Origin of the sequence: Shewanella sp. 5S214 (assembly GCF_041439795.1) — a bacterium.
GTDB lineage: Bacteria > Pseudomonadota > Gammaproteobacteria > Enterobacterales > Shewanellaceae > Shewanella > Shewanella vesiculosa.
In genome coordinates, this window is record NZ_JBGOOV010000012.1 from 111366 (window position 1) to 136134 (window position 24769).

Consider the following 24769-nt stretch of genomic DNA (forward strand, 5'->3'; position numbering starts at 1 on the left):
TGTTAATGACTTCTATGAATAGCTTGATGTGGTTCAGGCAAGACTTACGTGTTGCCGATAACCCAGCATTAGTTGCGGCTTGTCAATTTGCCAAGCAACATCAAAGTAAGGTTAGGGCTGTGTATATTGTGACTCCGTCGCAATGGGCGCAGCATGATGTCGCGCCAATACAAATTAACTTTATTCAGCGGCACGTCAATTTATTAGCCCAGTCACTTGCCGCGTTAGGCATACCGTTGGACGTACTGCATCTTGAGTGGTTTAGTGATACTCAGGCCGCGTTAAATGATTACCTGCAGCAGCATAATATTGATGCCGTGTTTGCCAGTAGCGAGCCGGAAATTAACGAACGCCGCCGCGACAGTGGCTTAATTGAGCAAGGGTTACCCCTGACGTTAATTGATCAAGACTGTGTATTGGCAAGTGGGCAAGTGCAAAATTTGTCTGGTGATATGTATAAGGTGTTTACCCCATTTTCGAAAAAATGGAAAAGCATTGCCAGTCAAAAAGCGATAGTTCCCCTCGCAGTGCCAGCTCCAGTTGCGGCAGCCTTGCCATCACCTGTCGCTATTGAGTTTACTTGCCCTTCGCGTAACAGCGAACAATGGGCTGCTGGCGAAGGTGCAGCAAAGCGAATACTTGAACAATTTTTAGCAAGTCAGGTTGCAGATTATCAAGCAGAACGAGATTTCCCCGCCCTTGAAGGCACGAGTCGCTTATCACCCTTTTTAGCTATAGGAGTGGTGAGTTCTCGTCAATGTGTTGCGGCAATATTAGCGCGATACCCAGAAGCATTAGTTGATGATACTTGCGCGGCGAAAACCTGGTTAAATGAGCTTATTTGGCGTGAATTTTATCGACATCTGCTCGTGGCATTCCCGCATTTATCAATGGCGCAAAATTTTAATGAGCTGGGTAAAGGGATTGTTTGGCGAAATAATGCTCAGGAGTTTACCGCCTGGTGCGATGGGCAGACGGGTTATCCGATTATTGATGCTGCCATGCGCCAATTAAATCAAACGGGTTGGATGCATAACCGCTTACGTATGGTGGTCGCCAGTTTTTTAACCAAGCACTTATTGGTCGATTGGCGCTGGGGTGAACGTTACTTTAGACAGCAATTGATTGATGGAGACTTAGCGGCCAATAATGGTGGTTGGCAATGGTCTGCTGGCACCGGATGCGATGCGCAGCCTTATTTTAGGGTATTTAACCCTATGACCCAAAGTAGTAAGTTTGACCCTGATGGCAGTTTTATTAAACGTTACGTTCCAGAGGTTGCCCGCTGGTCGTTAAAAGATATCCATGAACCTAAAACGGTTAACGTTAATGACTTATTTGCCTCACCACAAGACGACAGTTATCCAAAACCTATTGTTGAACACAAGATGGCCCGCCTCCGGGCAATAGAAGTGTTAAGTGCGCTAAAGCGTGGTTAATCCTATTTATTGTCACTTCTGACGAGCTATTGAGTTGATTAACTTGACTGCTTAAGTTCGCAAATCGGTGAATACAGTTTAAGGCCGCTATTATCTCTTATGATAATAGCGGCCTTTTTTTTGGGCTTAGATCACACTATGGGCTTGGCTAAGCGGTCGATTGGTGAGTATTGATTGAAGCAGTTCAATTAACGGCATAGAATGACTTATTAAAGGTTTAAAATTTATGCATGTTTAAATCTTGTTGCTGTTATGCCACTAAATGAGTGAACTGTTTATGTTAAATATTGATGATCCTGCGGAAACTGATAACACTCCTGCTATATGGCGTTTAGGCTTTAGACCGTTTTTTTTGGGTGGGGCGAGTATCGCAGCCTTATATATTCCATTGTGGTTAATGGGTTGGTTTACGCCACAATTTAGCCTATTTAACAGTGAATTTTGGGCTAACGTGGTGCCGTTATGGTGGCATCCTCACGAAATGTTATTCGGCTTTGCCATGGCGATAGTATGTGGCTTTTTACTCACAGCCGTTCAGGCGTGGACTAACCAACCGACCATTAAAGGGCGCGCATTAATGCTTATCTTTGGGTGTTGGTTTATTGCTCGCTTGATGCTGCTGTTACCAATGAATATTCCTTTATTTTTACCGGCAATATTCGACAGCTTATTTTTAGGCTTGAGCGCTTATGCATTGTGGCGTTGTATTTATCCCGTTAAGCAATGGCGAAATATTGGGTTTCCGCTGCTATTGCTGGTGGCCTTGGTGGTCAACTTAGTCAGTTACTATGCTCTGTCTGAACGTAACTTCTCGTTATCAACTCAATTATGGCAAGGGATGATTTGGTGGTTCGCCATGGTGATCACTATAGTCGGTGGCCGCGTGATCCCATTTTTTACCGCAATGAGAATTAAACAACCCAAACCCGATCCCATTATCGCACTCGAGAACACGTTAATATTGGCAATGGGTTTACTGTTTATTCAAGCCATCACTCATTGGCTTCCTAAGGGGGCAGAGCAACTGCTGCTTGTTGTTGCAGGCATATTACATTTACTCCGTTTTGCCCGATGGCAAGCACATAAAACTCTAAAAGAGCCGATGTTATGGTCGTTACATATATCGTATTTTTCGTTGCCTATCACACTGTTATTAATGGCTGTAAATATTGATAACGAATATGCCTATCGTACCTTGCTGCATCTGTTTGCCATTGGCGGGATCGCTTCATTATGTTTATCAATGATTTCAAGAGTTTCACTTGGGCATACTAGTCGTAATATCTACCAAGGACCTAACATGACCTGGGCATTTTTATGTGTGCCGCTTGCTGCAGTGTTACGTGCCGTTATGCCTTTGTTGATGCCTGAATACACGCAAATTTGGTTATGGGCAGCAGGGGTTTGTTGGTTTATGGGCTTTGGATTATTTGTGTGGTTTTACGCGCCGATATTAATGCGACCGCGTCTTGATGGTCGTCCGGGATAATCTGGCCACTGTATCTTTTATATTAAGTTACTTAAGCAATAACCCGGTTAGGTAGTTAAACAGACGGTGTCATAACCAGTGAACCCATTTATAGATAAGCAGTACTTTAGGCTTAGTTCCTCAAAGATTAATTAACGTGATGAATAAACAAAGGTTAGCAATATGATGGATCTACTTATCGAGGTGATAATGAAGGCTACGCAGCCGATGCGAAGCAAGATAGGCTTAAGTGTTATTCTTGGGGCAATAGCTCTGTTGAGTCTAACCTCTTGGTCGCTCAAAGGTGCTGAGGTGGATCCTAATCAACTAAAGTTTCCACAGCAATATGACTCTTGGCAAGCAACCGAAGACCAAGTAGAGCGAGACGATATACTGGCGCAATATCCTGCCAATATCATTTTATGGGCTGGTTCATCATTTGCCAAAGAATATCATAGCCCTCGCGGGCATCAGTTTGCTGTAGCTGACGTGACACATACCTTGCGAACTGGTGTTGCAATAGCTGAAGGTGACAAAGGTTTATCAGCCAGTTGCTGGACCTGTAAAACACCCGATGCCCCTAGATTGATTAAAGAAATGGGTATTCAAGGTTTTTCAGGTGCCAATTTTGTCGATTTAGGCCGTGAAATCAAATCCGTTGTTTACTGCAGTGATTGTCATGTTGATGGCAGTGCTAAACTCGCATTACCTCGACCACATGCACAAGATGCGATGGCAAAAATTAAACTGCCTTTTGATAGGCAAAACCACACAATGCAAGGGGCACAGGTTTGTGGTCAATGTCATGTGAGTTATTATTTCCAGCCTGAAAATAATAACAAGGTTAATATTCCATGGATTTTTGGCAGCACTGCCGATGAAATTGAAAAGTATTACGACACACGTCGCTTTTACGAATGGATCCACCCTATTTCTAAAACCCCAATATTAAAAGCGCGTCATCCAGAGTTTGAACATTGGAGTCGTTCGGCTCACGCTAAGCAAGGCGTGACCTGTATAACCTGTCATATGCCGCCTGCGACCGATGAAAAAGGCGCTACATTTACTGACCATAAGGTTGGTGGTGCATTAGACAATTTTGATCGTAGTTGTGTAAATTGTCATAGCAGTAAAGCGGCCATCACCAAAAAGCTTGATAAAACCAAAGCTACTATTGATGCCAAAGCACGACATGTAGAGTCATTGCTGATTAAGGCGCATTACGAAGCCAAAGCTGCGTGGGATGCGGGGGCTACATGGGCGCAAATGAATGATGCGATTATGGCTATTCGTCATTCACAATGGCGTTGGGATTTTGCCACTGCATCGCATGGTATGTATGCTCATAACCCTAAAGAGGGGATTGAACTACTGGATAAATCGACTGAACAGGTTATTTATGCCCGTCAAGCATTGGCCCGCATATTAAGTCAAATGTCAGTTACTGAAGTTGAGTACCCAGATTACAGTACCAAAGAAAAAGCCCACGCTGCTATTGGCTTTGTTGAAGCCGACGCGATGAAGGCGAAACACGCATTTATTCAACAGGAAGTTGATAAATACTGGCATCCAGTGGCCAAAACAGGTTACTCAGTTTCTGAATAAAACACACTATTACTGACTTTATTAACGCCTAAGCTTTGCTTAGGCGTTTTGCTGTGTGGCTCATTTAACATGTTGATCTACTTTTGCGAGTATGTCGTATCAACCCCCATAAGTTTTTATTTGTTTCACGGTCATTAAATGCTTTTATCTGATTGTCACATAAGGCATTGTTATATTTATGTTCCGTGAGTTTTTAGGGTCGCGTGGTAGGAGTCTGTTAATGCAAGGTGCACAATCGATAGTTGATACTCAATCAGTACCATTAAATACGGACAATTCTGCGTCTGTGAGTGGTCATCCGGCTATTGTTGATGCCTTTATTAATATGTATCAACAGCTCAATAAAGATAATTTGTTTCTACTCAGTCAAGTCTATCGCGATGATATTTGCTTTAGAGATCCGATGCATCATGTCCAGGGCATGGAAGCATTAACGCATTATTTTGCCAACATGTATCAAAACGTCACCCACATTGAATTTGATATCAAAGAAGTGGTCATCAGTGCTGATAATCAGCAAGCCGCTTTGTATTGGACCATGAGTTATACACATCCTAAATTAAGTAAAGGCCAGCTAATAAATGTTGAAGGCATGTCGCAACTTAAATTTTCCGATAAGATATTTTCTCATAGAGACTACTTTGACCTAGGACAAATGCTCTATGAGCAAGTGCCTTTTTTAGGAGGTCTCATCGGCTTACTTAAAAATAGGGTGGCGAAGTAATGGCAACTGTTAACGCGAGTTCCAAGGCCGTATTAATTACTGGAGCCAGCTCAGGTATTGGGTTAGCTTTAGCTGAATATTACCTTGAAAAAGGTATTGCTGTAATAGCTTGTGGCCGAAATGCTCAAGCATTAGAGGCGATTACCGGCGCCACACCGTTAGAATTTGATATTACTGATAATGAGCAGGTACAAGCCGCCGCCGCTAAGCTTAAGCAACTATTGCAGCATAATGGTTGGCAGCTACAGCAAGTTGTATTGAATGCCGGAAGCTGCGAATACATTGATGATGCATTGCATTTTGACTCAGCTTTATTTGCGCGAGTGATCAATACCAATGTGGTTGCTATGGGTTATTGTCTAGAACATTTTTTACCGCTTTTAGGCCGTGGTGCTCAGCTGGGGCTGATGAGTTCAAGCGCCACCTATCTGCCGTTTCCGCGTGCCGAAGCCTATGGCGCATCAAAAGCGGCCATTACTTATTTAGGTCGCAGTTTACGAGTTGATCTTGCCAAACATGGGATTGGGGTTAGCGTGATTTGCCCAGGTTTTGTGAAAACCCCCTTAACCGCTAAAAATGACTTTGCTATGCCAATGCAAATCTCGCCTCAGCAAGCCGCTGTGGCCATTTATAACGGTATGCAACGCCAGAAATGTGAGATCCATTTTCCAACCAAATTCACTTGGTTACTTAAATTAGCCTCTTTATTGCCAGAAAAATTATTAGTGTCTTTATTGGCTCCTAAATAGCTTGCTCAAGTCAATCAACAATAAAGTATTAGTGTCAGGGATTAACGAAATGAAAAATATTGCTGTAATAGGTAGTGGAATTGCAGGCCTAACGAGTGCCCACTTACTCAGCCGGGAACACACGGTAACTGTGTTTGAGGCTAATGATTATATTGGTGGTCATACAGCTACCATAGATGTAGAAGTTGCTGGCCAGCAATACGCAATCGACTCAGGCTTTATTGTGTTTAACGATCGTACTTATCCGCTTTTTGAAACATTAATGGCGCAACTTAAGATTAAATCGATACCCACTGAAATGAGCTTTAGTGTTAACAATGCACTCACGGGGCTTGAATATAATGGCCATAATTTGTGGAGTTTATTTGCCCAGCGCCGTAATTTATTTCGTCCAAGTTTTTACAAGTTTTTAGGCGAGATAGTTCGGTTTAACAATGGTTGTAAAGTGATTTATGAGGCAGATAAATACCCTACGGCTTCACTAGGTGAATATCTTGACCAGCAAGGTTTTTCTGCCTTTTTCTGTGAGCATTACATTTTACCCATGGGCGCCGCTATTTGGTCTGCCAGTATTGATGATATGCGCGGTTTTTCACTGCGATTTTTCATTCGTTTTTTCCAACATCATGGATTATTAAATATTAATGATCGCCCGCAGTGGTATGTACTTGAAGGCGGTTCGCGCAGTTATATTCCTGCTTTAACGGCACCTTTCAAAGATCGCATTCAGCTTAATTCTCCCGTTACAGGTATTAAGCGCAGCGATGATGGCGTATATGTTCAAGTGGCTAAAGGGGAATGGCAGCGTTTTGATGATGTGGTATTAAGTTGCCATAGCGATCAGGCATTAGCGATGTTAACTGATGCTACTCAAGACGAGATTGACGTGTTAGGTGCAATGGAATACCAGAATAATGAAGTGGTATTACATACCGACATTAATCTGCTGCCTAAACGCAAAGCGGCATGGGCAAGTTGGAATTATCGTTTAGATGGTAAAAATCAGCAAGATATTGCCCAGCGTCCTGCCAGTGTGACTTATAACATGAATATTTTGCAGTGTTTACCAGCCAGTGCGCCAACATTCTGTGTCACCCTCAATCAAACGGCGTTAATTGACGAACGTAAAATTTTGCGTAAGTTTAATTATGCTCACCCAGTATTTAATGATGCCAGCATGAAGTCTCAAGCAAAAAGATCGCTTATCAATGGTAAACACAATACCTACTTTGCGGGAGCTTACTGGCACAACGGATTTCATGAAGACGGCGTTCGGAGTGCGGTTGAAGTATGCGATCTTTTTGGGATTAGTTTATGAATCAACCCACATCGGTAATGAAACATGATCAATTAAACAGTGGCATTTATTGTGGCAAGGTTAACCATCGCCGTCATACGCCTAAGGTGCACAGTTTCGGTTATAACATTGCGATGATGGCAATTGATTTAGATGAACTGCCAGCATTAACGGCGGTGAGTAAGTTGTTTTCAACAGACAAGTTTACCCCACTTAAATTTAAGCCTAGCGATTATCTCAATGCGCTTGAGCAGCAATTTGGTGAGAAACTTGCGTTAAGCCAAGCTTGTGTAGGCTCTGATGCTGTGGCATTGAAACATCGCGTGTTGGCAACCATTGAGCATTTAGGTGCTACACAAATATGCGATAAAGTGATATTTTCTGGGCAGATACGCCATTTTGGTTTTTATTTTAGTCCGGTCAATTTTTACTTTTGTTATCATCAAGATGAGCTAATCTATATGCTCGCTGAGGTGAGTAATACTCCTTGGAATGAGCGTCATTGTTATCTGGTGGATATTGCCAATACTACTCAAACAGACAAAGTGTTTCATGTGTCGCCTTTTATGAACTTAGATATGCATTACTTGTGGCGTATTACGCCCCCAGCTAAACATTTGAAAGTGACTATTGAAAATAGAAATGCCAACAACGATAAGCTATTTGATGCTGGTTTAGTGTTAAAACGCCAACTGATTACCTCAAGTTCGATACGCCAATTTATGTTGGGTTACCCATTGATGACGCTCAAAATTATGTTGGGTATTTATTGGCAAGCTATGAAGTTATTTATTAAACGGATCCCATTTGTTGGCAAGCAGACCGTTAAGTTGAATTAATCATTATTGAAAAATGTAAACCAAATAAGTGGTTATCACGTATTACAGTTGCATTACGCCAATAAAGCGATCGAATAAGACAGTGTATGAACTGGAGAAATGACATGGAAAATATGGTGACAGAAAGTAGCATGACTCAAGCGAGTTTATCTGACAGCCTGGCAAGGAAAATTCTTCTTCGCGCATTAGCGCATCTTGCTGAAGGTCATTTAACGATTGTTGATGGTAATCAAACTTCAGAATTTGGCGATCCTAAAAGCGATGTGCACGCCACAATGCAGGTTCAGCATGCTAACTTTTACCGTCAAGTGGTGTTTGGCGGTTCAATTGGCGCTGGTGAAGCTTATATTCAAGGCCATTGGTGTAGCCCTGATTTGACCAAAGTGGTGCAGATTTTTGCTAAAAACTTAGCCTTGCTAGACAATATAGAGCGTTATTTTTCATGGTTGAGCAATGGTATCAATCGTATTAAACATGTATTTAATCGTAATTCTGAAACCGGCTCTAAGCGAAATATTCTGGCGCATTACGATTTAGGTAATGACATGTATAAAGAGTTTCTTGACCCAGAAATGATGTATTCAAGTGCACTTTATCCGGCAGATGATAGCAGTCTAAATGAAGCACAATTGCATAAGTTGCACACCATTTGTGAGCGTTTAGATTTAAGTCCAGGTCAAACCTTGCTTGAAGTTGGTACCGGTTGGGGCGCTTTGGCCATTTATGCGGCGAAACATTATGGCGTGCATGTTACTACCACGACCATTTCCGATGCTCAGTACGATTATGCACTAGCGCGAGTGAAGCAAGAAGGGCTTGAAAATAGTATTACCTTGTTGAAACAAGATTATCGTTTATTGACGGGTGAATATGACCGAGTCGTATCGATTGAAATGATTGAAGCTGTCGGCCACGAATATTTAGGCGGTTTTTTCGAAAAACTTCAGCATATGCTTAAACCAGACGGGCGCATGCTTATCCAGGCGATTACTATTGCCGACCAACGTTACAATAGCTATCGCAAGAGTGTCGACTTTATACAGCGCTATATATTCCCCGGCGGTTGCTTACCGTCGGTGAGTGAAATGACTCGTCACATCGCCAAGAAAACCGACATGGTCACCTGGTCTATTGATGATATGGGTAAAGACTATGCACGTACTTTAAAGCATTGGCATGAGAATTTTGATGCCGCTTACGACAAAATAAAAGCCTTAAATTATGGCGATGACTTTATTCGTATGTGGAAGTTTTATCTGAGCTACTGCGAAGGAGGTTTTTTAGAACGTACTACAAGTACAGTGCATTTAGTTGCCGTGCGTCCTCAATACCGATCTTAATCAATGATAGTGTTTTCTGGCTATTTACATCCCCGGTAATATATTACCGGGACGTCTCATCCTGTGTGTGAGGTGTTATGTCTTCTTACGGTATTCCGCCAACGTTATTTATCTTAATTAACGCCGTGTGCTTCCAATTAGTTTGGTGGGCGGGAGTACTGGCTCAAAATCAACTCTTATTACTGTCTATTTTATTGATCATTAGTCACTTTTTATTGTCACCATCAGCGCGTCATGATGCATTAGTTATGGTTGTTTGTGGGGCAATTGGCATCGCGGTTGATAGTCTATTGGTGTGGTTTGGCGTATTTGAATTCGCTAATATCCCTTATTGGTTGGGACTATTATGGCTTTATTTTGCACTTTGTTTAGACTACAGCTTATCTGTGTTCAGAAAGCTCCCTCTGTGGTTACAGTCAGTATTGGGTGGGGTATTTGGTTGTTTAAGTTATCTTGCTGGCGCTAAATTTGATGCAGTTGAGCTGCCATTGGGAGATGCTTGGAGTGCACTGATATTGGCACTGATCTGGAGTGGCTTATTTCCCGTACTGTTAATAATCAGTAGCAAAAAACTCCCGTATTACAACGGTGGCTCTCGTTTTGGAGAATCCTAGATGAAAACCTTAACCAAGGCTGCTAAATCGCAGCCACATTGGCAGATACCCCAATCGATGCACTGGTTAGCAGAATTAATCTTTGGTGTGGTGGGCGCACTGGTATTAGCACTTATTGTCATGTTGAGTGTCAGTGATGCTTTTGCTAATGATGGTGACAGTGTTTCACATATTGCGACAACAGCCCCCTTGGTTAAAGCCGACACAGCTGATGTGCCACTGATTGAAGTTGGCACAGCCGACATGAGTCTTCTGTGGCTGGATATATATAGCGCTAAATTATTTTCCATCGACGGTAAATATCAAGCTAATCGATTTCCAATGACTCTCGACATCCAATATCACCGCGATATTGATGCCAGTGATTTGGTTGATGCGACAATTGAGCAATGGCAACATTTGGGGTTAACTAAAGATAATATTGAGCTTTATCGTCAACAGATAGTCAAAGCATGGCCTGATGTTAAAGAGGGCGATAGACTCACGTTTAGAGTTAACACGCCTGAAGATGCAGCATTTTTACTTAATGATAAGCCATATTATCAAGTTAATAACAGTCAGTTCCCTGAAGCTTTTCTCGATATCTGGTTGTCAGAAAAAACCAGTCACCCCGAATTACGTAAACAATTAATTGGAGTCAACTAATGCGCACCAGTCTATTATCCATACCTCAAAAGATATCTGTCTCAGCGCGCGGCATGATTAAAAAGTTTGCTCATGTGTGTTTGTTTAGCGGATTACTTTTAGGTGTGATGTCATGTTCATCAGCCTCGATTGAAGATTATCAACAAACGACGCCTAAGTTAGACTTAGCCACATTTTTTGACGGTAAGCTAACGGCGGCAGGCATAGTACAAGATTTTTCTGGCAAGGTGACGCGTAAATTTACCGTGACTATGGAAGCGCACTGGACCGACACGCCACAAGGTAAGCAAGGTGTGATTAACGAATGGTTTGTTTACGATGATGGCGAAAAACAAACTCGAGTATGGAAAATTACTGACAAAGGTAATGGTATTTACCAAGGCACAGCCAATGATATATTAGGTATTGCAGAGGGTGAGTCGCGCGGCAGCGCATTACGCTGGCGCTATGATATGCAATTAGCTGTAGATGGCAGTGAGTATCAAGTGCATTTTGATGATTGGATGTTTTTAGTCGATGACCAAACCATTATCAATAAAAGTGACATCATTAAGTTTGGTGTTACCGTTGCTCAGGTCACTTTAGTTATTGCTAAGCAAGCTGATTAATTAGCGGACCAAGCTATAGGCTGGTGCTCTGCGAACATAAAAAATGGACTCTTTAGAGTCCATTTTTTATGTTCGTCATTAAGCTGTATTAGCCTTTAAGCTTAGACGCATCAACATGTTTTTTATCGTAATACTCAAATGGAAACTGATTGCGGATCTGTTGTACTAGGTTATCGCCTATATTGGCCGAAACATGTAAACGCACGTCACCTGACTTTTCCGCTCTAACAGTGCAAGTGAGTTTGTTTGATTTAGCGATTGCACGGCAGTCTCGCTCAAACTTCTCTGGTATTTTGCCTTTATGTCTGTTGAGTTTGCCATCTTTGAAATGCATTTCAAAAAGGGTTAATCCACGGCTACCACTAAAAATCAGTTTGTAGGCCAGAAAAAATAATACTGCAATAATCAGTACTTTGATGATGGTATCAACCATAGTTTGCTCCTTTAAACCGTATATTTATACGATGGCTATTACCATAAGATACTATGCTACGCTCTGGATGCAATGCTAATTTATTAAAATATATGCGCTAGATCCAAGTTAAATTCTATGGTTAAGACCTTATTGATTAATCCAAGATGATTTTGTCATTTGAGTGCTGCCTAAAGCAAATTTGCTGTCATTTAACCTAGGGCATAATGGATATCTGAGGGGGTGATCTTTAGGCTGGTTTAGTTATCGAAATGGCTTTATAAACGATGAATATGTGCTACATTTAATGACGATGCAGGTGCATGTAAATGGATGTATAACTTATTTAAGGACTAAATATGTCACTCTCTAATGCTAGTCGTTGGGCCGAAATCTGTGAAATCCAAACATCTTTAATGCTCGATTTAGCTGATAAATTCCCGCAGCGACGCGAACAATTACAACATATTGCTGACGGCTGGCAATGCGTTAAAAAGCAAGCCCAAGGGCAATCGCTAAATGGATTGTCGACCAAATAACTTCTGCTTTATGACCTTTATAATGAATATCCAATCTTAGTTTATGGTTTAACCATAAAAAAAACCGCATTATGCGGTTTTTTGTTTTTAACACCGGCTGATAACCGTTTAATCGCCAACACTCATGTCACATTGCAACTTGTACATAGTGAGCCACAATGGGCTAGTGATAATACGATAAACAATGATCAGCGCTGTTGCGTAGCAATTAACCCCTAGGGGTTAAAATGCGTAACTAACGCTGGCTAGTACTGTGCCTGAGTTTTTATATAGCCCAGAGCTTACTTTGTAATCACCACTCATGTCGGTGTCTAAATAAGCTAAAGATAAGCCAAAACCAGAGACTTCGGTTGATACGCCCACAGAGTAATCTGAATAGCTGTCAAAACCTTCACCATCATCAATGGCGTCACCAAAGTTGTAGCCATAATGCAGGTCTAAACTCCAGTTTTCGGCAAACTCCCAGCCATAATTGATTTCGGTATAGTGCAGATCAAGATCGCTTCCACCGTAGTCATTCGTATACCAATAGGCTGCTCTGAAACCACTGAAGTCGATACCTGCGCTAATCTCTAAATAATCGAGGTCGCTTTCGCCTGGGTAGTTGTAACGATATAAGGTTAAGTCATAACTGGTATCGTCGTTAAGTTCACCATAGTAACCAGCATACAAGTCTATTTCGACGTCAGGGCCATTGTAATCTGGCTCATCGAAATCGACATTACTGCCCCAAGCACCGACAAAAAAACCACTTTCATGGCTCCAATCGATATTAGCTTGTAGCGCTGGATCCCCAGCGGTTTGTGATATTCCACGGAAACGATAATCGTTGGTTACAGTGACCGCACCAGATACTTCTGCCGTGGCTAACGGAGCCAGAAGAGTAGCTGATAACGTTAATCCGCTTAACAGTGCAATTCGCGTTCTTTTAAATGTTTTCGACACGATATTATCTCCATTTACATAAAATACAGTGACTGATATTGAGCTATCTAGCTACTGCGTATGCCACTTATCAGAAGCAAAACCGTCATGGTTTCGTCTGTACCGCATGGCGGTTAAACGTTACTGTTGTTCAAACATAACGTAGATTTTTTTACAGTGATTAACCACTTCCCATGTGCCGGTAAATCCAGCTGGAATAACAAATTTATCACCCGTACTGACGGTTAAGCGTTGGCCTTGACTGTCAGTGATGATGCTAGTGCCTTCGAGAATGTCGCAATATTCATATTCGCTATAATTAATGTTCCAACTGCCAGACTCACTTTGCCAAATACCGACATTAAATTGCTTACATGGGCTTTCAAAATGATTTTGTACTGACTGTAATGGATTACCTGTTATCAGTTTTTCATTGGCCAAGTGATAAGACTCAACCGCAGTTGATTGGCGACTAAACACGGTAATATCGCTAATGTTTTTGTTCATCATATTCACTTATTTCATCGTAGGCATGATAAATGCTGAAGGTTCGTTACTGTCGCTTTTAGCTTGTGGCCAGCGAGCGGTAATGGCTTTTCGCTTAGTATAAAAACGCACTCCATCAGGTCCGTGCATATGCAGAGGCCCAAATAGTGAGCGTTTCCACCCCCCAAAACTATGAAATGCCATTGGTACCGGAATGGGCACATTCACTCCGACCATACCCACTTCAACATGGTGACAAAAATGGCGTGCAACTTGGCCGCTTTGAGTGAAAATGGCGGTGCCATTGCCAAATTCATGTTGGTTAATTAACGCCAAGGCTTCGGCATAGGTATCGACTCGCACTATTGCTAATACAGGGCCAAAGATTTCTTGTTGGTAAATGCTCATGTTTGGCATGACATGATCAAATAAGCATGCTCCCAAAAAGTAACCTTGCTGGTGGTCGCTAATGCTGATATCACGGCCATCAACCACTAACGTCGCGCCTTCATTCACGCCAGCATCAACGTAATCACGTACTTTGGCTAAGTGTTGCGCCGAAATTAACGGCCCCATGTCCATTTCTGGCGTCACACCGCTACCCACTTTTAAGGCACTAATTTGTGGCAGTAATGCTTCCACCAATTTGTCAGCCACATCACCAACCGCCAATACGACTGAAATCGCCATACAGCGCTCACCGGCACTACCGTATGCCGCCCCCATTAACGCATTGACTGCTTGATCTAAGTCAGCGTCTGGCATCAATAACATATGATTTTTAGCACCGCCCAACGCCTGTACACGTTTACCGTGAGCAGAAGCTGTACTGTAAATATATTCAGCAATAGGGGTTGAGCCAACAAAGCTGACAGCGTGAATATCAGGGTGAGTTAACAAGGTATCAACCGCTTCTTTATCACCATTGATAACGTTAAATACACCATCAGGTAGACCGGCTTGTTTAAGCAATTCGGCAATAAACATTACTGCACTTGGATCTTTTTCAGATGGCTTCATGATAAAAGCATTACCGCAGGCTATCGCGATAGGGAACATCCACATTGGCACCATCACTGGAAAGTTAAACGGAGAAATACCCGCCACCACACCTAATGATTGGTTAACTGACCATGAGTCAACACCGCCACCGACTTGCTGAGTATGTTCGCCTTTGAGCAAATGTGGAATGCCACAAGCAAACTCAACGACCTCTAGCCCTCGGGTGATTTCACCTTTAGCATCATCTAATACTTTGCCGTGTTCAAGAGTGATTAATTGTGCCAATTTATCAACATGTTGCTCGACTAAGGCTTTAAATTTAAATAATACCCGAGCACGGTTGAGTGGCGTGACTTGTGACCAGGTTTGGTAAGCTTTTTTGGCCGCACTAATCGCTAAGCTCACTTCTTCATGACTCGCCAGTGATACTTGGCCACGGGTTTCACCCGTAGCAGGATCATAGATTGTTTGATTACGCTGACTCGCTGGTGTGTGTTGCCCATCGACAAAATGAGTAATGTTAAGCATGAACTGGATCCTTTTAAGCAAAATAGGTATTCAAGAAATGGGTATTTAAAAACGATTAACCAACCGCGTTAATCGCATCGCTTATGTGATTAACCATGTCGTCGATTTGTGATTTTTCTACAATCAATGGCGGTGATAACGCGATGATGTCAGCGGTTGCTCGCACTAAGGCACCTTGCCTAAAGCAGTGATCAAAAATGGCGTAACCTCGCTTACCCACACCTTTATCGCTCGGTGCCAGTTGGATACCTGCCACTAAACCGGTATTGCGAATATCAATGACGTTTGGCAGTCCTTTAAGGCTGTGAACGGCTTGTTCAAAGTAAGCCTCAAGTCCCTTAGCGCGTTCAAATAACTGCTCATCTTCATATATTGATAAAGTTGCAAGTGCTGACGCTGCGGCAACCGGATGGCCTGAATAAGTGTAACCATGGAAGAATTCAATTAACTCATTAGGGCCATTCATACATGTATCGTGAATGGTATTACTGACAAATACAGCGCCCATCGGAATTGCACCGTTATTAATCGCTTTCGCTGTGGTAATCATGTCTGGCGTCACTTGCCAGCGTTCACTGGCAAAAGCAGCACCAACACGGCCAAAGCCGGTGATCACTTCATCAAAAATAAGCAAAATACCGTGTTTTTGAGTGATTTCACGCAGGCGCGCTAAGTAACCGTCTGGTGGCAGAATAACCCCTGCTGATCCTGACATCGGCTCGACAATGACCGCGGCAATATTTTCCGCGCCATGTAACGTAATCAGTTGCTCAAGCACTTCGGCTTTATCTAAGCCATGTGGAGGTAAACCATGACTGAAAGCATTATTGGCAATGTCGAGAGTGTGAGGCAGATGATCAACACCTTGCAGTAATTGTTGGCTGAATGTTTTACGGTTATTACTAATGCCACCCACTGAGATGCCACCAAAACCGACACCATGATAGCCAAGCTCACGGCCGATAAAGCGCGTTCGAGATGCCTGACCATTGGCTCTGTGATAACAAAGTGCCATTTTAAGTGCAGTATCAACCGATTCTGAGCCTGAATTGGTAAAAAATACCTTATCTAATCCATCTGGACTGAGCTGACTGAGTTTATGCGCTAATTCAAATGCAAGTGGATGACCCATTTGAAACGACGGCGCATAATCCATTTGGCTAATTTGTTTACTTACCGCTTCTGAGATCTCTTGCCTTCCGTGTCCCGCATTACAACACCATAGACCTGCGGTAGCATCGAGTACTTTATTGCCTTCAATATCGGTGTAATACATTCCTTGTGCCGAAACAAGGAGACGTGGATTGGCTTTAAACTGCTTGTTGGCGGTAAATGGCATCCAAAAGTGCGCCATATTTGGCCAAGATTGTGATGAATCGCTGATTCCATTTTGCTTATATTCGCTCATAAATTGACTCTACATTGATAGCTACAATTATTAGGGATTCATCTTAAACTGATTAAATAATGAGTGACGAATATTCGCTATGCTATGTCAAAAATAATGAACATAAAAGTGTTTTGTGCATTTATTTAAACTAAATGTGCCTATTTTGTAAAATATATTGAAAATTTCTTGCTGTTCAGCATAATCAGGTGACAATATTGATTAACATAAATGTGTCAGTAATCCATTTTAGACGGCACAAATTAGTCTTGGCACCTGCTTTATTTCTTAGTTTTGGTGTTTATCAATCCATTTATTATTTCGAGGTCACAATGAGTACTCCAACAAGTCGTAGCGATTGGGAAGCACTGGCAGCAAGTTTACAAATCAATGGCAGTGCATTTATCAATGGTCAATATCAAAGTGCTGTGTCTGGTGACACTTTCGACTGTATCAGCCCAATTGATGGCAAAGTTCTTGCCAAAGTCGCGAGCTGTGATTTAGCCGATGCAAACCTTGCTGTTGCCAATGCGCGTGAAGTATTCGAAGCGGGTACCTGGGCTAATTTACCACCAGTAAAACGTAAAGAAGTCATGATTAAGTTTGCCGATTTACTTGAAGCCAATGCCGATGAAATGGCGTTACTCGAAACCCTAGATATGGGGAAGCCCATTCAGCATTCTAAAGGGGTTGATGTTGTCGGTGCTGCCCGTGCTATCCGTTGGTCTGGTGAAGCAATCGATAAAATTTATGATGAAATAGCGCCAACAGCCCATAACGAAATTGGCATGATCACTCGTGAAGCCGTTGGTGTGGTTGCCGCGATTGTACCGTGGAACTTCCCGATGATTATGGCGTGCTGGAAGCTAGGGCCATCATTAGCGACAGGTAATAGTGTGATTTTAAAGCCATCAGAAAAATCACCATTAACCGCTATTCGTATGGCCCAGTTAGCCATTGAAGCTGGTATTCCAGCCGGCGTATTAAACGTATTACCTGGTTTTGGTCATACAGTGGGTAAAGCGCTGGCGTTGCACATGGACATTGATACTTTGGTATTTACCGGTTCAACAAAAATTGCCAAACAGTTAATGATTTATGCGGGTGAGTCGAACATGAAGCGCGTATGGTTGGAAGCTGGTGGTAAGAGCCCAAACATTGTGTTTAACGATGCACCAGATTTGAAAGCGGCAGCAGAAGCCGCTGCGGTAGCGATTGCGTTTAACCAAGGCGAAGTGTGTACTGCTGGTTCTCGCTTATTGGTTGAGTCAGGCGTTAAAGATGAGTTAATCAAGTTGATAGTTGAACAAATGCAGGGCTGGCAACCAGGGCATCCACTTGATCCTAAAACCACTTGTGGTGCTATGGTCGATCAACAACAGCTCACTAATGTATTGAACTATATTAAAAGCGGCAGCGAACAAGGTGCTACCTTAGTTGATGGCGGCAAACAAGTGATGGTAGAAACCGGCGGCATGTTTGTGCAACCGACTATTTTCAGTAATGTTAAAAATGACATGAAAATTGCCAGTGAAGAGATTTTTGGTCCTGTGTTATCGGTTATCGAATTTGATGGCATGGAAGAAGCCATTAAGATTGCCAACGACACTATCTATGGCCTAGCTGCTGGTGTGTGGACCTCAAACTTAAGTAAAGCCCATAAAACGGCTAAAGCGCTACGCAGCGGTATGGTGTGGATAAACCATTATGACGGTGGTGACATGACGGCTCCATTTGGGGGTTATAAGCAGTCTGGTAATGGCCGCGACAAGTCATTACATGCGTTTGATAAGTACACTGAACTTAAAGCGACTTGGATTGCTCTATAGTCACTAAGGTTTTAGATTTGAAAAGCCCTTTATTTGCTAATAAAGGGCTTTTTATTAGTAGGTATTCAAGCTAAAGAATGTGATTACTCGCCCTAAACCACAGTGTATAAATGATTCAAAATTAGTCAGATGATAAATTGATTGCAGGATGATCTCACGGTTTATTTATGATTAACATATCAGCATAGATGCAAAAGCATATTGCTAAAAGTAACACCTTTCTAGCCCCCCTTATGTGGTGAGTACTGCCGCCAAATATGGTTCATCCAGCGACTATTGTCCTAGTAGTTTCCTGCCACTTTCTCAGTTTTCATTGTTGTTTAGTTACCTTTGTATTTCTTATTTACTCTTTATTTAACACTAGCTTTAAGTATTAACAATCAATTTTTATGTAAACCTTTAGTTTTATTATTGGTTGATAAATATGGTTTTTAGCATTTCAAATCAATTATTTAAATTGATATGTTGGCAAGATGTTGGTAATAATATTTGCTGGTTATATCCTTTTAGCTGTTGATGGCGACATTCAGCTAATCATAATTTTGCTAGTTGATATTATTTGAGGTGACTCATGTTTAACAATCTAAAGCTCGGTGCAAAAATCAGTGGCGGTTTTGGTTTGGTGCTCATACTACTTGCAATTGTTGTGGTGACTAGCATTAGCGCACTTAACTCATCTGGTTCGAGTTTTCTTCATTATAAATCACTAGCACAAGACACGAATATCGCCGGAAGACTTCAGGCTAATATGTTATTGGTGCGTATTAAGGTGAAAGATTATCTCATCAGTCAGTCTGATGAAGATTTAGTCGAGTACAACAGTGATGTGACCAAAATGAAAACTTACCTTGAGGAAGCGAAAAAGCAAATCAAGGCGCCTGAGCGAGCTGCACAGATTACCTTTGTTGAAGAATCATTTCGCACTTACCAACAATCATTTGAGCAGGTTGTTGAGTTGATTCGACAAAGACATAAAATCAATGACACTCAGCTGGTACCAAGCGGAGAGAGAATGCTTGCCATCATAGAAAGTCTTATTCAATCGTCAAATGATAATGAAGATAATCAAGCGGTTTATTATGCCAGTTATGTTAAAGACACCCTGCTAATGGGGCGTTTATTTATGGTGAAGTATTTGCAAACTAATCAAGAAAGTGATTTTGGCTTAGCCCTTGAGAAAATGACTAATCTGATGGCCACTAAGCTCGATCAACTCGATAAAAACCTTAATCAAAGCGAGCAAAGAAGTTTAATGCTCGAGTTTGAAAAAAATCATAAAATTTACTTAGCATCAATGAATCAGGTACATGATTCTATTGTCAGCAGAAATAACTTAATTAAAAATGTTTTAGATGTGCATGGCCCTAAAATCGCTCATGCCACAGAAGACATCAAACTCTCAGTAATGAATGAGCAAAAAGCATTAGGCTCTGAGCTTGATGTCACCATTGCAGACAGTATTCAGTTCACATTGATCATGTCTATTGCTGCAATCGCCATAGGGCTCGTTATTGCATATCTTCTTACCATCAGTATTACTCGGCCCATCCAAACCGCTGTTAATGCGGCAAATCAATTGGCTTTAGGCGATTTAACGGTTCGGTTAGAGAGTAGCAGTAAAGATGAAACGGGTATGTTGCTCAATGCTATTCAAGACACGTCAACTAAATTAAAACTGATGCTCACCACAATTAATGCCGCCAGTATTGAGTTAGCATCAGCATCTGAAGAGCTCGCTGTTGTCACAGAACAAACGTCCAATGGGATTTCTCGACAAGAATCTGAAACGGATATGGTTGCCACCGCAATGAATGAAATGGCTGCAACCGTTCATGATGTTGCAGATAGTGCGGCAAAAGCGGCCGATGCCGCTAATCAGGCAAATATTGAATCATTATCAGGTTCACAAGTTGTGGACCAAACAATAACCTCTATCAATTCTCTGTCATCGAGTGTGAATGATTCCTCAGAGAAATTACACGAAGTGCAAAAAGAAGTCCTAAACATCAGTTCCATTTTAGGTGTTATTCGAAGTATTGCAGAGCAAACCAATTTACTCGCGTTAAATGCTGCTATTGAGGCCGCAAGAGCAGGAGAGCAAGGGCGAGGTTTTGCCGTTGTGGCTGATGAAGTTCGCACTCTTGCTGAGAGAACTCAAAGGTCAACGTCTGAAATCCAGACCATTATTGAACAACTTCAGGCCGGAACAGAAAATGCTGTCTCTGTGATGAGCCAAGGAAAAACACAAGCTGAACATTGTGTAGCGCAAGCCAGTAAAGCCAATACTGCACTAAAATCAATTACGAATGCTGTAAATTTGATCAATGACATGAACATGCAAATAGCCAGCGCCGCAGAAGAACAAAGTTCAGTGGCTGAGAGCATTAATGAGAATATTATTAATGTTAAACGTATCGCCGAAGAAAACTCACAAGCTTCAACTCAAACCCGCAGTTCAAGTGCTGAAATAGCCCGTTTAGCTGAGCAGTTAAACCAGCTAGTGTCACAATTTAAGGTGTAGGATTTCATTTATCCAGCGAATAAAGATATGGATATTAATCGAGCACAATGAGGTTAATTGCTATCAATAGCTGAATGACTTGCTATTGCGTTATGACAGTGCAATATTGTTGTTTTATAAACAAATTGCAGTGAGGTTAATCGTGAATAATCCTTTAGTGACAACTGATTGGTTAGCATTACATCTTGATGATCCTGAGCTTGTGTTACTTGATGCTAGTATGGAAATTGTGCTGGGAAAAGAGCCATTAGTATACGATGAACTTTTCGTTATCCCTGGCGCGTTATCATGCCAAATGGACAAGCTTTTTTTTGATCATCGATCATCACAAACTCATGCAATGCCAACGGCTGAGCAGTTTACTGATGCTGCGCAGTCATTGGGAATAACCCATAACAGCACAGTAGTGATTTACGACAATCAAGGTATTTATTCTGCCCCGCGAGCGTGGTGGACTTTCAAAGCTATGGGTTTTGATAAGGTATTTGTACTCGATGGTGGTTTACCACAATGGCAAGCAGAAGGACGAGATACCATCCGCCAATTCTCATCTGCTACTCACTCAGGCGATTTCAAAGGTCGTTTGCAACAACACAAAATGTGTGACACTGAGTTTGTGTTAACCCATCTTGGTCATGCCAATGTTGATGTGATTGATGCACGTGCAGCAGGGCGTTTTAATGGTACCTCACCAGAGCCTAGAGTGGGCATGCGCAGTGGTCATATTCCCGGTTCGCTCAACTTGCCTTTTGCGCGGGTATTAAATGGTTTTAAAATGAAATCGATTCGTGAATTGCATACCATTTTCGCGACCTTAGATACCAGTAATAATGCTCAACGAGTGTTTAGTTGCGGTTCAGGCATTACCGCATGTATTTTGATTTTAGCTTCCTATGTAGCCGGACACCATCAAGCGGTTTTATACGATGGTTCTTGGGCTGTGTGGGGCGGAGATGCAGCTTTACCAATAGAGTAGAGCCAATGTTGCTGTCATTCCGGCATTATTTTTTGAGCCGGAATCCAGCTTTTTTATGGCCTACGGCCACTAACGTCGTGGTGCTTTGCTCATAGCAGAGTAAGAGCAAACCTACTGCTGTTCCCTATTTACTCTTTATAAAAGAATTAGCCCAGCTGCCCTGTAACATTTTCGCTTTTTACAAAACAACAGCTGCGAAAAGGTCGCCATGGGGATTGATCCAGCTTTTGACCTCTCTTGTAGACCGCCTCGGTCTTATTCGAAAATGCTACCGCTTCCGATAGGCCATCCATGGCCACCGAAAGCTAGCCTGACGTCTTGTCAGGCTCACGCGTTCTTTTATAAAGAGTCTTCAACACCCTCAAGTTAAGAGTTGAATTTGGATGTTTAAAGCAAACAAACTACGCGTTTGGACAATAATGACTTAGAACTTATCTTTTTATAAAAGTTTACCCTGACCCAATTAAGTTTTTTGGATATGGCCAGTGGCCAATAATGTCAGATGAAAAATGCTGAAAAACGCATAATTTTCGATGGGGATCGCCCCGCTTTAAACTTCATCTGTAACTGGCTTACAAATGTCGGATAAATATTCAGTATCAGCTATGTCGCCCACCTTTATGTAGTGTGTACTGTGTATAAAAATAGTTGTAATGGTTTTGGCGTGTTTTTAAGTTAAATCGGCTAATAAGTAAACTAAAGTAGTACGATAAATAATTTGTTTATTTTGTAATGTATTGAAATAAATGTGTTTTTATTTCCTGTCGAATATTGAGTCCACTTTTAACGCGCAACCTCGCTTTTATTTGTCAGTGGAGTTAAATAAAACTGCTTTACATCAATAAGATAGTAAATGTAGGATGATATTAATCAATAACTTAAATGGCCGGCTTTAAATTTATTTGGCCCTCTAATAAGCTGTTAGGTGTAATTATGTCGATGAGTGGTTCTACGTGGCGAGATCATCCATTTGTTATTGGTAATCAATATATCTCTCAAGCGGATAATCCTGATTTTACTAATAATGGAAAAATTGATTCTGGGTGCCTATATGAACTAGTTGATATTAACCATAGCCACTATGATGGCGCATCTATTTTTGCTTTCAAGTGTCTATCTACTGGTGAATTAGTTAGTTGGTGGTGGTTTGATCAGGCGGCTGATAATTTATGTTTAGCTACATTTAAGCCGGTCACCTAATCGGGTAGCCGGAGGTATCTAGCCTCCAGCCCCCACACCACCCTGCATGCGGCTCCGCACAGGGCGGTTCATTTAGAACACCTAACTAGCTTTCTGGTTAGGATATTGAACTGCGATCCATCCGTCTCTCAATGAATATAATCCTGCTCTCTTAAGGTACTCATTACTTAGCGCTTGCTGTATCCCAGGTGTTTTAGAGCTACGCCAAGGGCCTTTACTTGTGATCCCACAAGCAACAGCGGCTTGGATCCTGACGCCACGTTTTAGTAAGTTTTGTACCTTGGTCCGTGGCTTTCGCCACTGACGCCAGTAGCACATACGAATACGACGTCGGATCCAGTGGTCTAAATCGACACATCCTTGATAAGCATTGGCAATGCCAAAGTAGTTGATCCAGCCTTGCATGTATTGCCGCACTTTAAACAGCTGATAACTCATACTCACGCCCCAGTTTCGGTTCGTTAATCGTCTCATCTTTTGTTTGAAAATGTGCAATGTTTTAGCATGCCACTGGATCTTGCCTCGGTTAAATGTAAACCCAAGAAACTTGCTTTGACCTACCTTAACCACTTGGCTTTTCTGTTCATTAACGGCCAGTTTTAGCTTAGTGGCCAGATATTGAGTAATGCTCTTGAGTACCCGCTCTCCTGCTCGAATAGACTTTACCAAAATGATGAAGTCGTCCGCGTAGCGGGCGAATTTATGCCCTCGGCTTTCCAACTCTTTATCCAGACTATCCAACATAATGTTAGAGAGTAATGGCGAGAGTGGGCCACCTTGAGGCACACCTTCAAAGCTTGCTTCAAATTGGCCATTGACCATCACACCTGCTCGAAGGTACTTACCAATAAGCGCCAACAGACGCTTATCCTGCACCTTATTTCTAAGTTGAGTCATCAAGAGATCATGATTAACTCGGTCAAAGAACTTAGACAGATCAACATCGACGGCAAATTTGCGTTTCTGTTTGATGATATCCCTTACTTGCAGTACCGCTTGTTTGGCATTTCTGTTCGGCCTAAAGCCAAAGCTGTTAGTCGAGAAGAATGGATCAAACAGTGGCGTGAGTATTTGAGCAATAGCTTGCTGTATCACACGGTCAATGACGTTAGGGATCCCCAATTTGCGTTTACCGCCATCGGGTTTGTCGATCTCTACGCGCCTGACCGCTGAGGGTTGGTATTCACCTCGCTCTAATTGAGATTTACACCGTTGCCAGCCGCCTTGTTGCATCCAGAGCGGGAAGGCTTCGATGGTCATGCCATCGATGCCCGCCGCGCCTTTATTGGCTTTAACTTGACGCCAAGCTCGGTGTAGATTTTCAGGTTCGAGCAGTTGTTGGAATAAATCGCTGTTGAAGGCCGGTTGCATATCAATACGCTGCTGATAGTAATCGTCTGGCGACGTAGTGGGTATCGACAAGTTTGACAAGACTCCTCCTTCTTCTAAATGTTCAGGCCTTCACCATGTCCCAACCATTACGATGGGCGTTGGGCTACTATGCCGTCTGCTGACTTCTGCTTAATCACATGCCAAGTTACCCCGTCATGCGCTATCGGTTTCCATCTGGTTCGCTCTTTTCAGTCGATGATGCTGAAAAGCCAAGGCACTTATAAACCAGAGCCTTACTGGTTAAT

22 protein-coding genes are annotated in these 24769 nt (G+C 42.2%); 16 read left to right on the forward strand and 6 right to left on the reverse strand.

Annotated features, from left to right (window positions below; genetic code table 11):
* Nucleotides 1-5: 5 nt before the first annotated feature.
* The 11 genes from phrB to ACED29_RS10395 all read left to right on the forward strand — a co-directional run bounded on the left by phrB (nucleotide 6) and on the right by ACED29_RS10395 (nucleotide 11328).
* Complete coding sequence (gene phrB, locus ACED29_RS10345; protein ID WP_371697603.1) at nucleotides 6-1439, forward strand: deoxyribodipyrimidine photo-lyase; 1434 nt, start codon at nucleotides 6-8, stop codon at nucleotides 1437-1439.
* Nucleotides 1440-1716: 277 nt separating this feature from the next.
* Entirely contained in the window at nucleotides 1717-2928 is a 1212-nt protein-coding gene (locus tag ACED29_RS10350; RefSeq protein WP_371697604.1) for an NnrS family protein, read from the forward strand.
* Nucleotides 2929-3090: 162 nt separating this feature from the next.
* Complete coding sequence (locus ACED29_RS10355; RefSeq protein ID WP_371697605.1) at nucleotides 3091-4512, forward strand: ammonia-forming cytochrome c nitrite reductase subunit c552; 1422 nt, start codon at nucleotides 3091-3093, stop codon at nucleotides 4510-4512.
* Between the two features lie 220 nt (nucleotides 4513-4732).
* Complete coding sequence (locus tag ACED29_RS10360) at nucleotides 4733-5236, forward strand: nuclear transport factor 2 family protein (protein WP_220492468.1); 504 nt, start codon at nucleotides 4733-4735, stop codon at nucleotides 5234-5236.
* Entirely contained in the window at nucleotides 5236-5985 is a 750-nt protein-coding gene (locus ACED29_RS10365) for an SDR family NAD(P)-dependent oxidoreductase (RefSeq protein ID WP_182742291.1), read from the forward strand. The genes ACED29_RS10360 and ACED29_RS10365 overlap by 1 nt, the downstream gene beginning before the upstream one ends.
* A 49-nt stretch (nucleotides 5986-6034) precedes the next feature.
* Nucleotides 6035-7303 carry an NAD(P)/FAD-dependent oxidoreductase gene (locus ACED29_RS10370; protein ID WP_182698971.1) on the forward strand — a complete coding sequence of 423 codons (1269 nt, stop codon included), beginning with the start codon at nucleotides 6035-6037 and terminating at the stop codon, nucleotides 7301-7303.
* Nucleotides 7300-8121: a DUF1365 domain-containing protein gene (locus ACED29_RS10375; protein ID WP_182698970.1), complete on the forward strand. Its 822-nt coding sequence runs from the start codon at nucleotides 7300-7302 to the stop codon at nucleotides 8119-8121. Before ACED29_RS10370 ends, ACED29_RS10375 begins: the two co-directional genes overlap by 4 nt.
* Nucleotides 8122-8225: 104 nt before the next feature.
* Nucleotides 8226-9461 carry a cyclopropane-fatty-acyl-phospholipid synthase family protein gene (locus ACED29_RS10380; RefSeq protein ID WP_124017920.1) on the forward strand — a complete coding sequence of 412 codons (1236 nt, stop codon included), beginning with the start codon at nucleotides 8226-8228 and terminating at the stop codon, nucleotides 9459-9461.
* A gap of 77 nt (nucleotides 9462-9538) precedes the next feature.
* Nucleotides 9539-10075, forward strand: a complete 537-nt coding sequence (locus ACED29_RS10385) for a DUF2878 domain-containing protein (RefSeq protein WP_371697606.1) — start codon at nucleotides 9539-9541, stop codon at nucleotides 10073-10075.
* On the forward strand, nucleotides 10076-10720 hold the full coding sequence (locus ACED29_RS10390) for a chalcone isomerase family protein (RefSeq protein ID WP_371697607.1): 645 nt from the start codon (nucleotides 10076-10078) through the stop codon (nucleotides 10718-10720).
* A 53-nt stretch (nucleotides 10721-10773) separates the two neighbouring features.
* Nucleotides 10774-11328 (forward strand): DUF3833 domain-containing protein, encoded by a 555-nt coding sequence (locus ACED29_RS10395; protein ID WP_124017921.1) that lies wholly within the window; start codon nucleotides 10774-10776, stop codon nucleotides 11326-11328.
* Nucleotides 11329-11416: 88 nt separating this feature from the next.
* On the opposite strand, the gene ACED29_RS10400 is transcribed toward ACED29_RS10395, so the two are convergent.
* Nucleotides 11417-11761, reverse strand: a complete 345-nt coding sequence (locus tag ACED29_RS10400) for a DUF3634 family protein (RefSeq protein WP_124017894.1) — start codon at nucleotides 11759-11761, stop codon at nucleotides 11417-11419.
* Nucleotides 11762-12099: 338 nt separating this feature from the next.
* Here ACED29_RS10400 and ACED29_RS10405 point away from each other — a divergent pair, with 338 nt between their 5' ends.
* On the forward strand, nucleotides 12100-12279 hold the full coding sequence (locus ACED29_RS10405) for a hypothetical protein (protein WP_124017895.1): 180 nt from the start codon (nucleotides 12100-12102) through the stop codon (nucleotides 12277-12279).
* A gap of 222 nt (nucleotides 12280-12501) precedes the next feature.
* Here the strand turns inward: ACED29_RS10405 and ACED29_RS10410 are convergent, their stop codons facing one another.
* The 4 genes from ACED29_RS10410 to ACED29_RS10425 all read right to left on the reverse strand — a co-directional run bounded on the left by ACED29_RS10410 (nucleotide 12502) and on the right by ACED29_RS10425 (nucleotide 16627).
* On the reverse strand, nucleotides 12502-13224 hold the full coding sequence (locus tag ACED29_RS10410; RefSeq protein WP_124017896.1) for a TorF family putative porin: 723 nt from the start codon (nucleotides 13222-13224) through the stop codon (nucleotides 12502-12504).
* A gap of 120 nt (nucleotides 13225-13344) precedes the next feature.
* Nucleotides 13345-13710 carry a cupin domain-containing protein gene (locus ACED29_RS10415; protein ID WP_124017897.1) on the reverse strand — a complete coding sequence of 122 codons (366 nt, stop codon included), beginning with the start codon at nucleotides 13708-13710 and terminating at the stop codon, nucleotides 13345-13347.
* 9 nt (nucleotides 13711-13719) lie between these two features.
* Nucleotides 13720-15219 carry a CoA-acylating methylmalonate-semialdehyde dehydrogenase gene (locus ACED29_RS10420; protein WP_371697608.1) on the reverse strand — a complete coding sequence of 500 codons (1500 nt, stop codon included), beginning with the start codon at nucleotides 15217-15219 and terminating at the stop codon, nucleotides 13720-13722.
* Nucleotides 15220-15274: 55 nt separating this feature from the next.
* Nucleotides 15275-16627 carry an aspartate aminotransferase family protein gene (locus ACED29_RS10425; RefSeq protein WP_124017899.1) on the reverse strand — a complete coding sequence of 451 codons (1353 nt, stop codon included), beginning with the start codon at nucleotides 16625-16627 and terminating at the stop codon, nucleotides 15275-15277.
* 311 nt (nucleotides 16628-16938) lie between these two features.
* Between ACED29_RS10425 and ACED29_RS10430 the strand changes: the two genes are divergently transcribed.
* The 4 genes from ACED29_RS10430 (at nucleotide 16939) to ACED29_RS10445 (ending at nucleotide 23132) form a co-directional block, all read left to right on the forward strand.
* Nucleotides 16939-18435, forward strand: coding sequence for an aldehyde dehydrogenase (locus ACED29_RS10430; protein WP_182698964.1), 1497 nt, complete (start codon nucleotides 16939-16941; stop codon nucleotides 18433-18435).
* Nucleotides 18436-19006: 571 nt separating this feature from the next.
* Entirely contained in the window at nucleotides 19007-20956 is a 1950-nt protein-coding gene (locus ACED29_RS10435; RefSeq protein ID WP_371697609.1) for a methyl-accepting chemotaxis protein, read from the forward strand.
* A 142-nt stretch (nucleotides 20957-21098) separates the two neighbouring features.
* Nucleotides 21099-21932: a sulfurtransferase gene (locus ACED29_RS10440; RefSeq protein WP_371697610.1), complete on the forward strand. Its 834-nt coding sequence runs from the start codon at nucleotides 21099-21101 to the stop codon at nucleotides 21930-21932.
* 939 nt (nucleotides 21933-22871) lie between these two features.
* Nucleotides 22872-23132 carry a hypothetical protein gene (locus ACED29_RS10445; protein ID WP_371697611.1) on the forward strand — a complete coding sequence of 87 codons (261 nt, stop codon included), beginning with the start codon at nucleotides 22872-22874 and terminating at the stop codon, nucleotides 23130-23132.
* A gap of 81 nt (nucleotides 23133-23213) precedes the next feature.
* On the opposite strand, the gene ltrA is transcribed toward ACED29_RS10445, so the two are convergent.
* Nucleotides 23214-24563, reverse strand: a complete 1350-nt coding sequence (ltrA, locus tag ACED29_RS10450) for a group II intron reverse transcriptase/maturase (RefSeq protein ID WP_371697612.1) — start codon at nucleotides 24561-24563, stop codon at nucleotides 23214-23216.
* Nucleotides 24564-24769 lie beyond the last annotated feature (206 nt).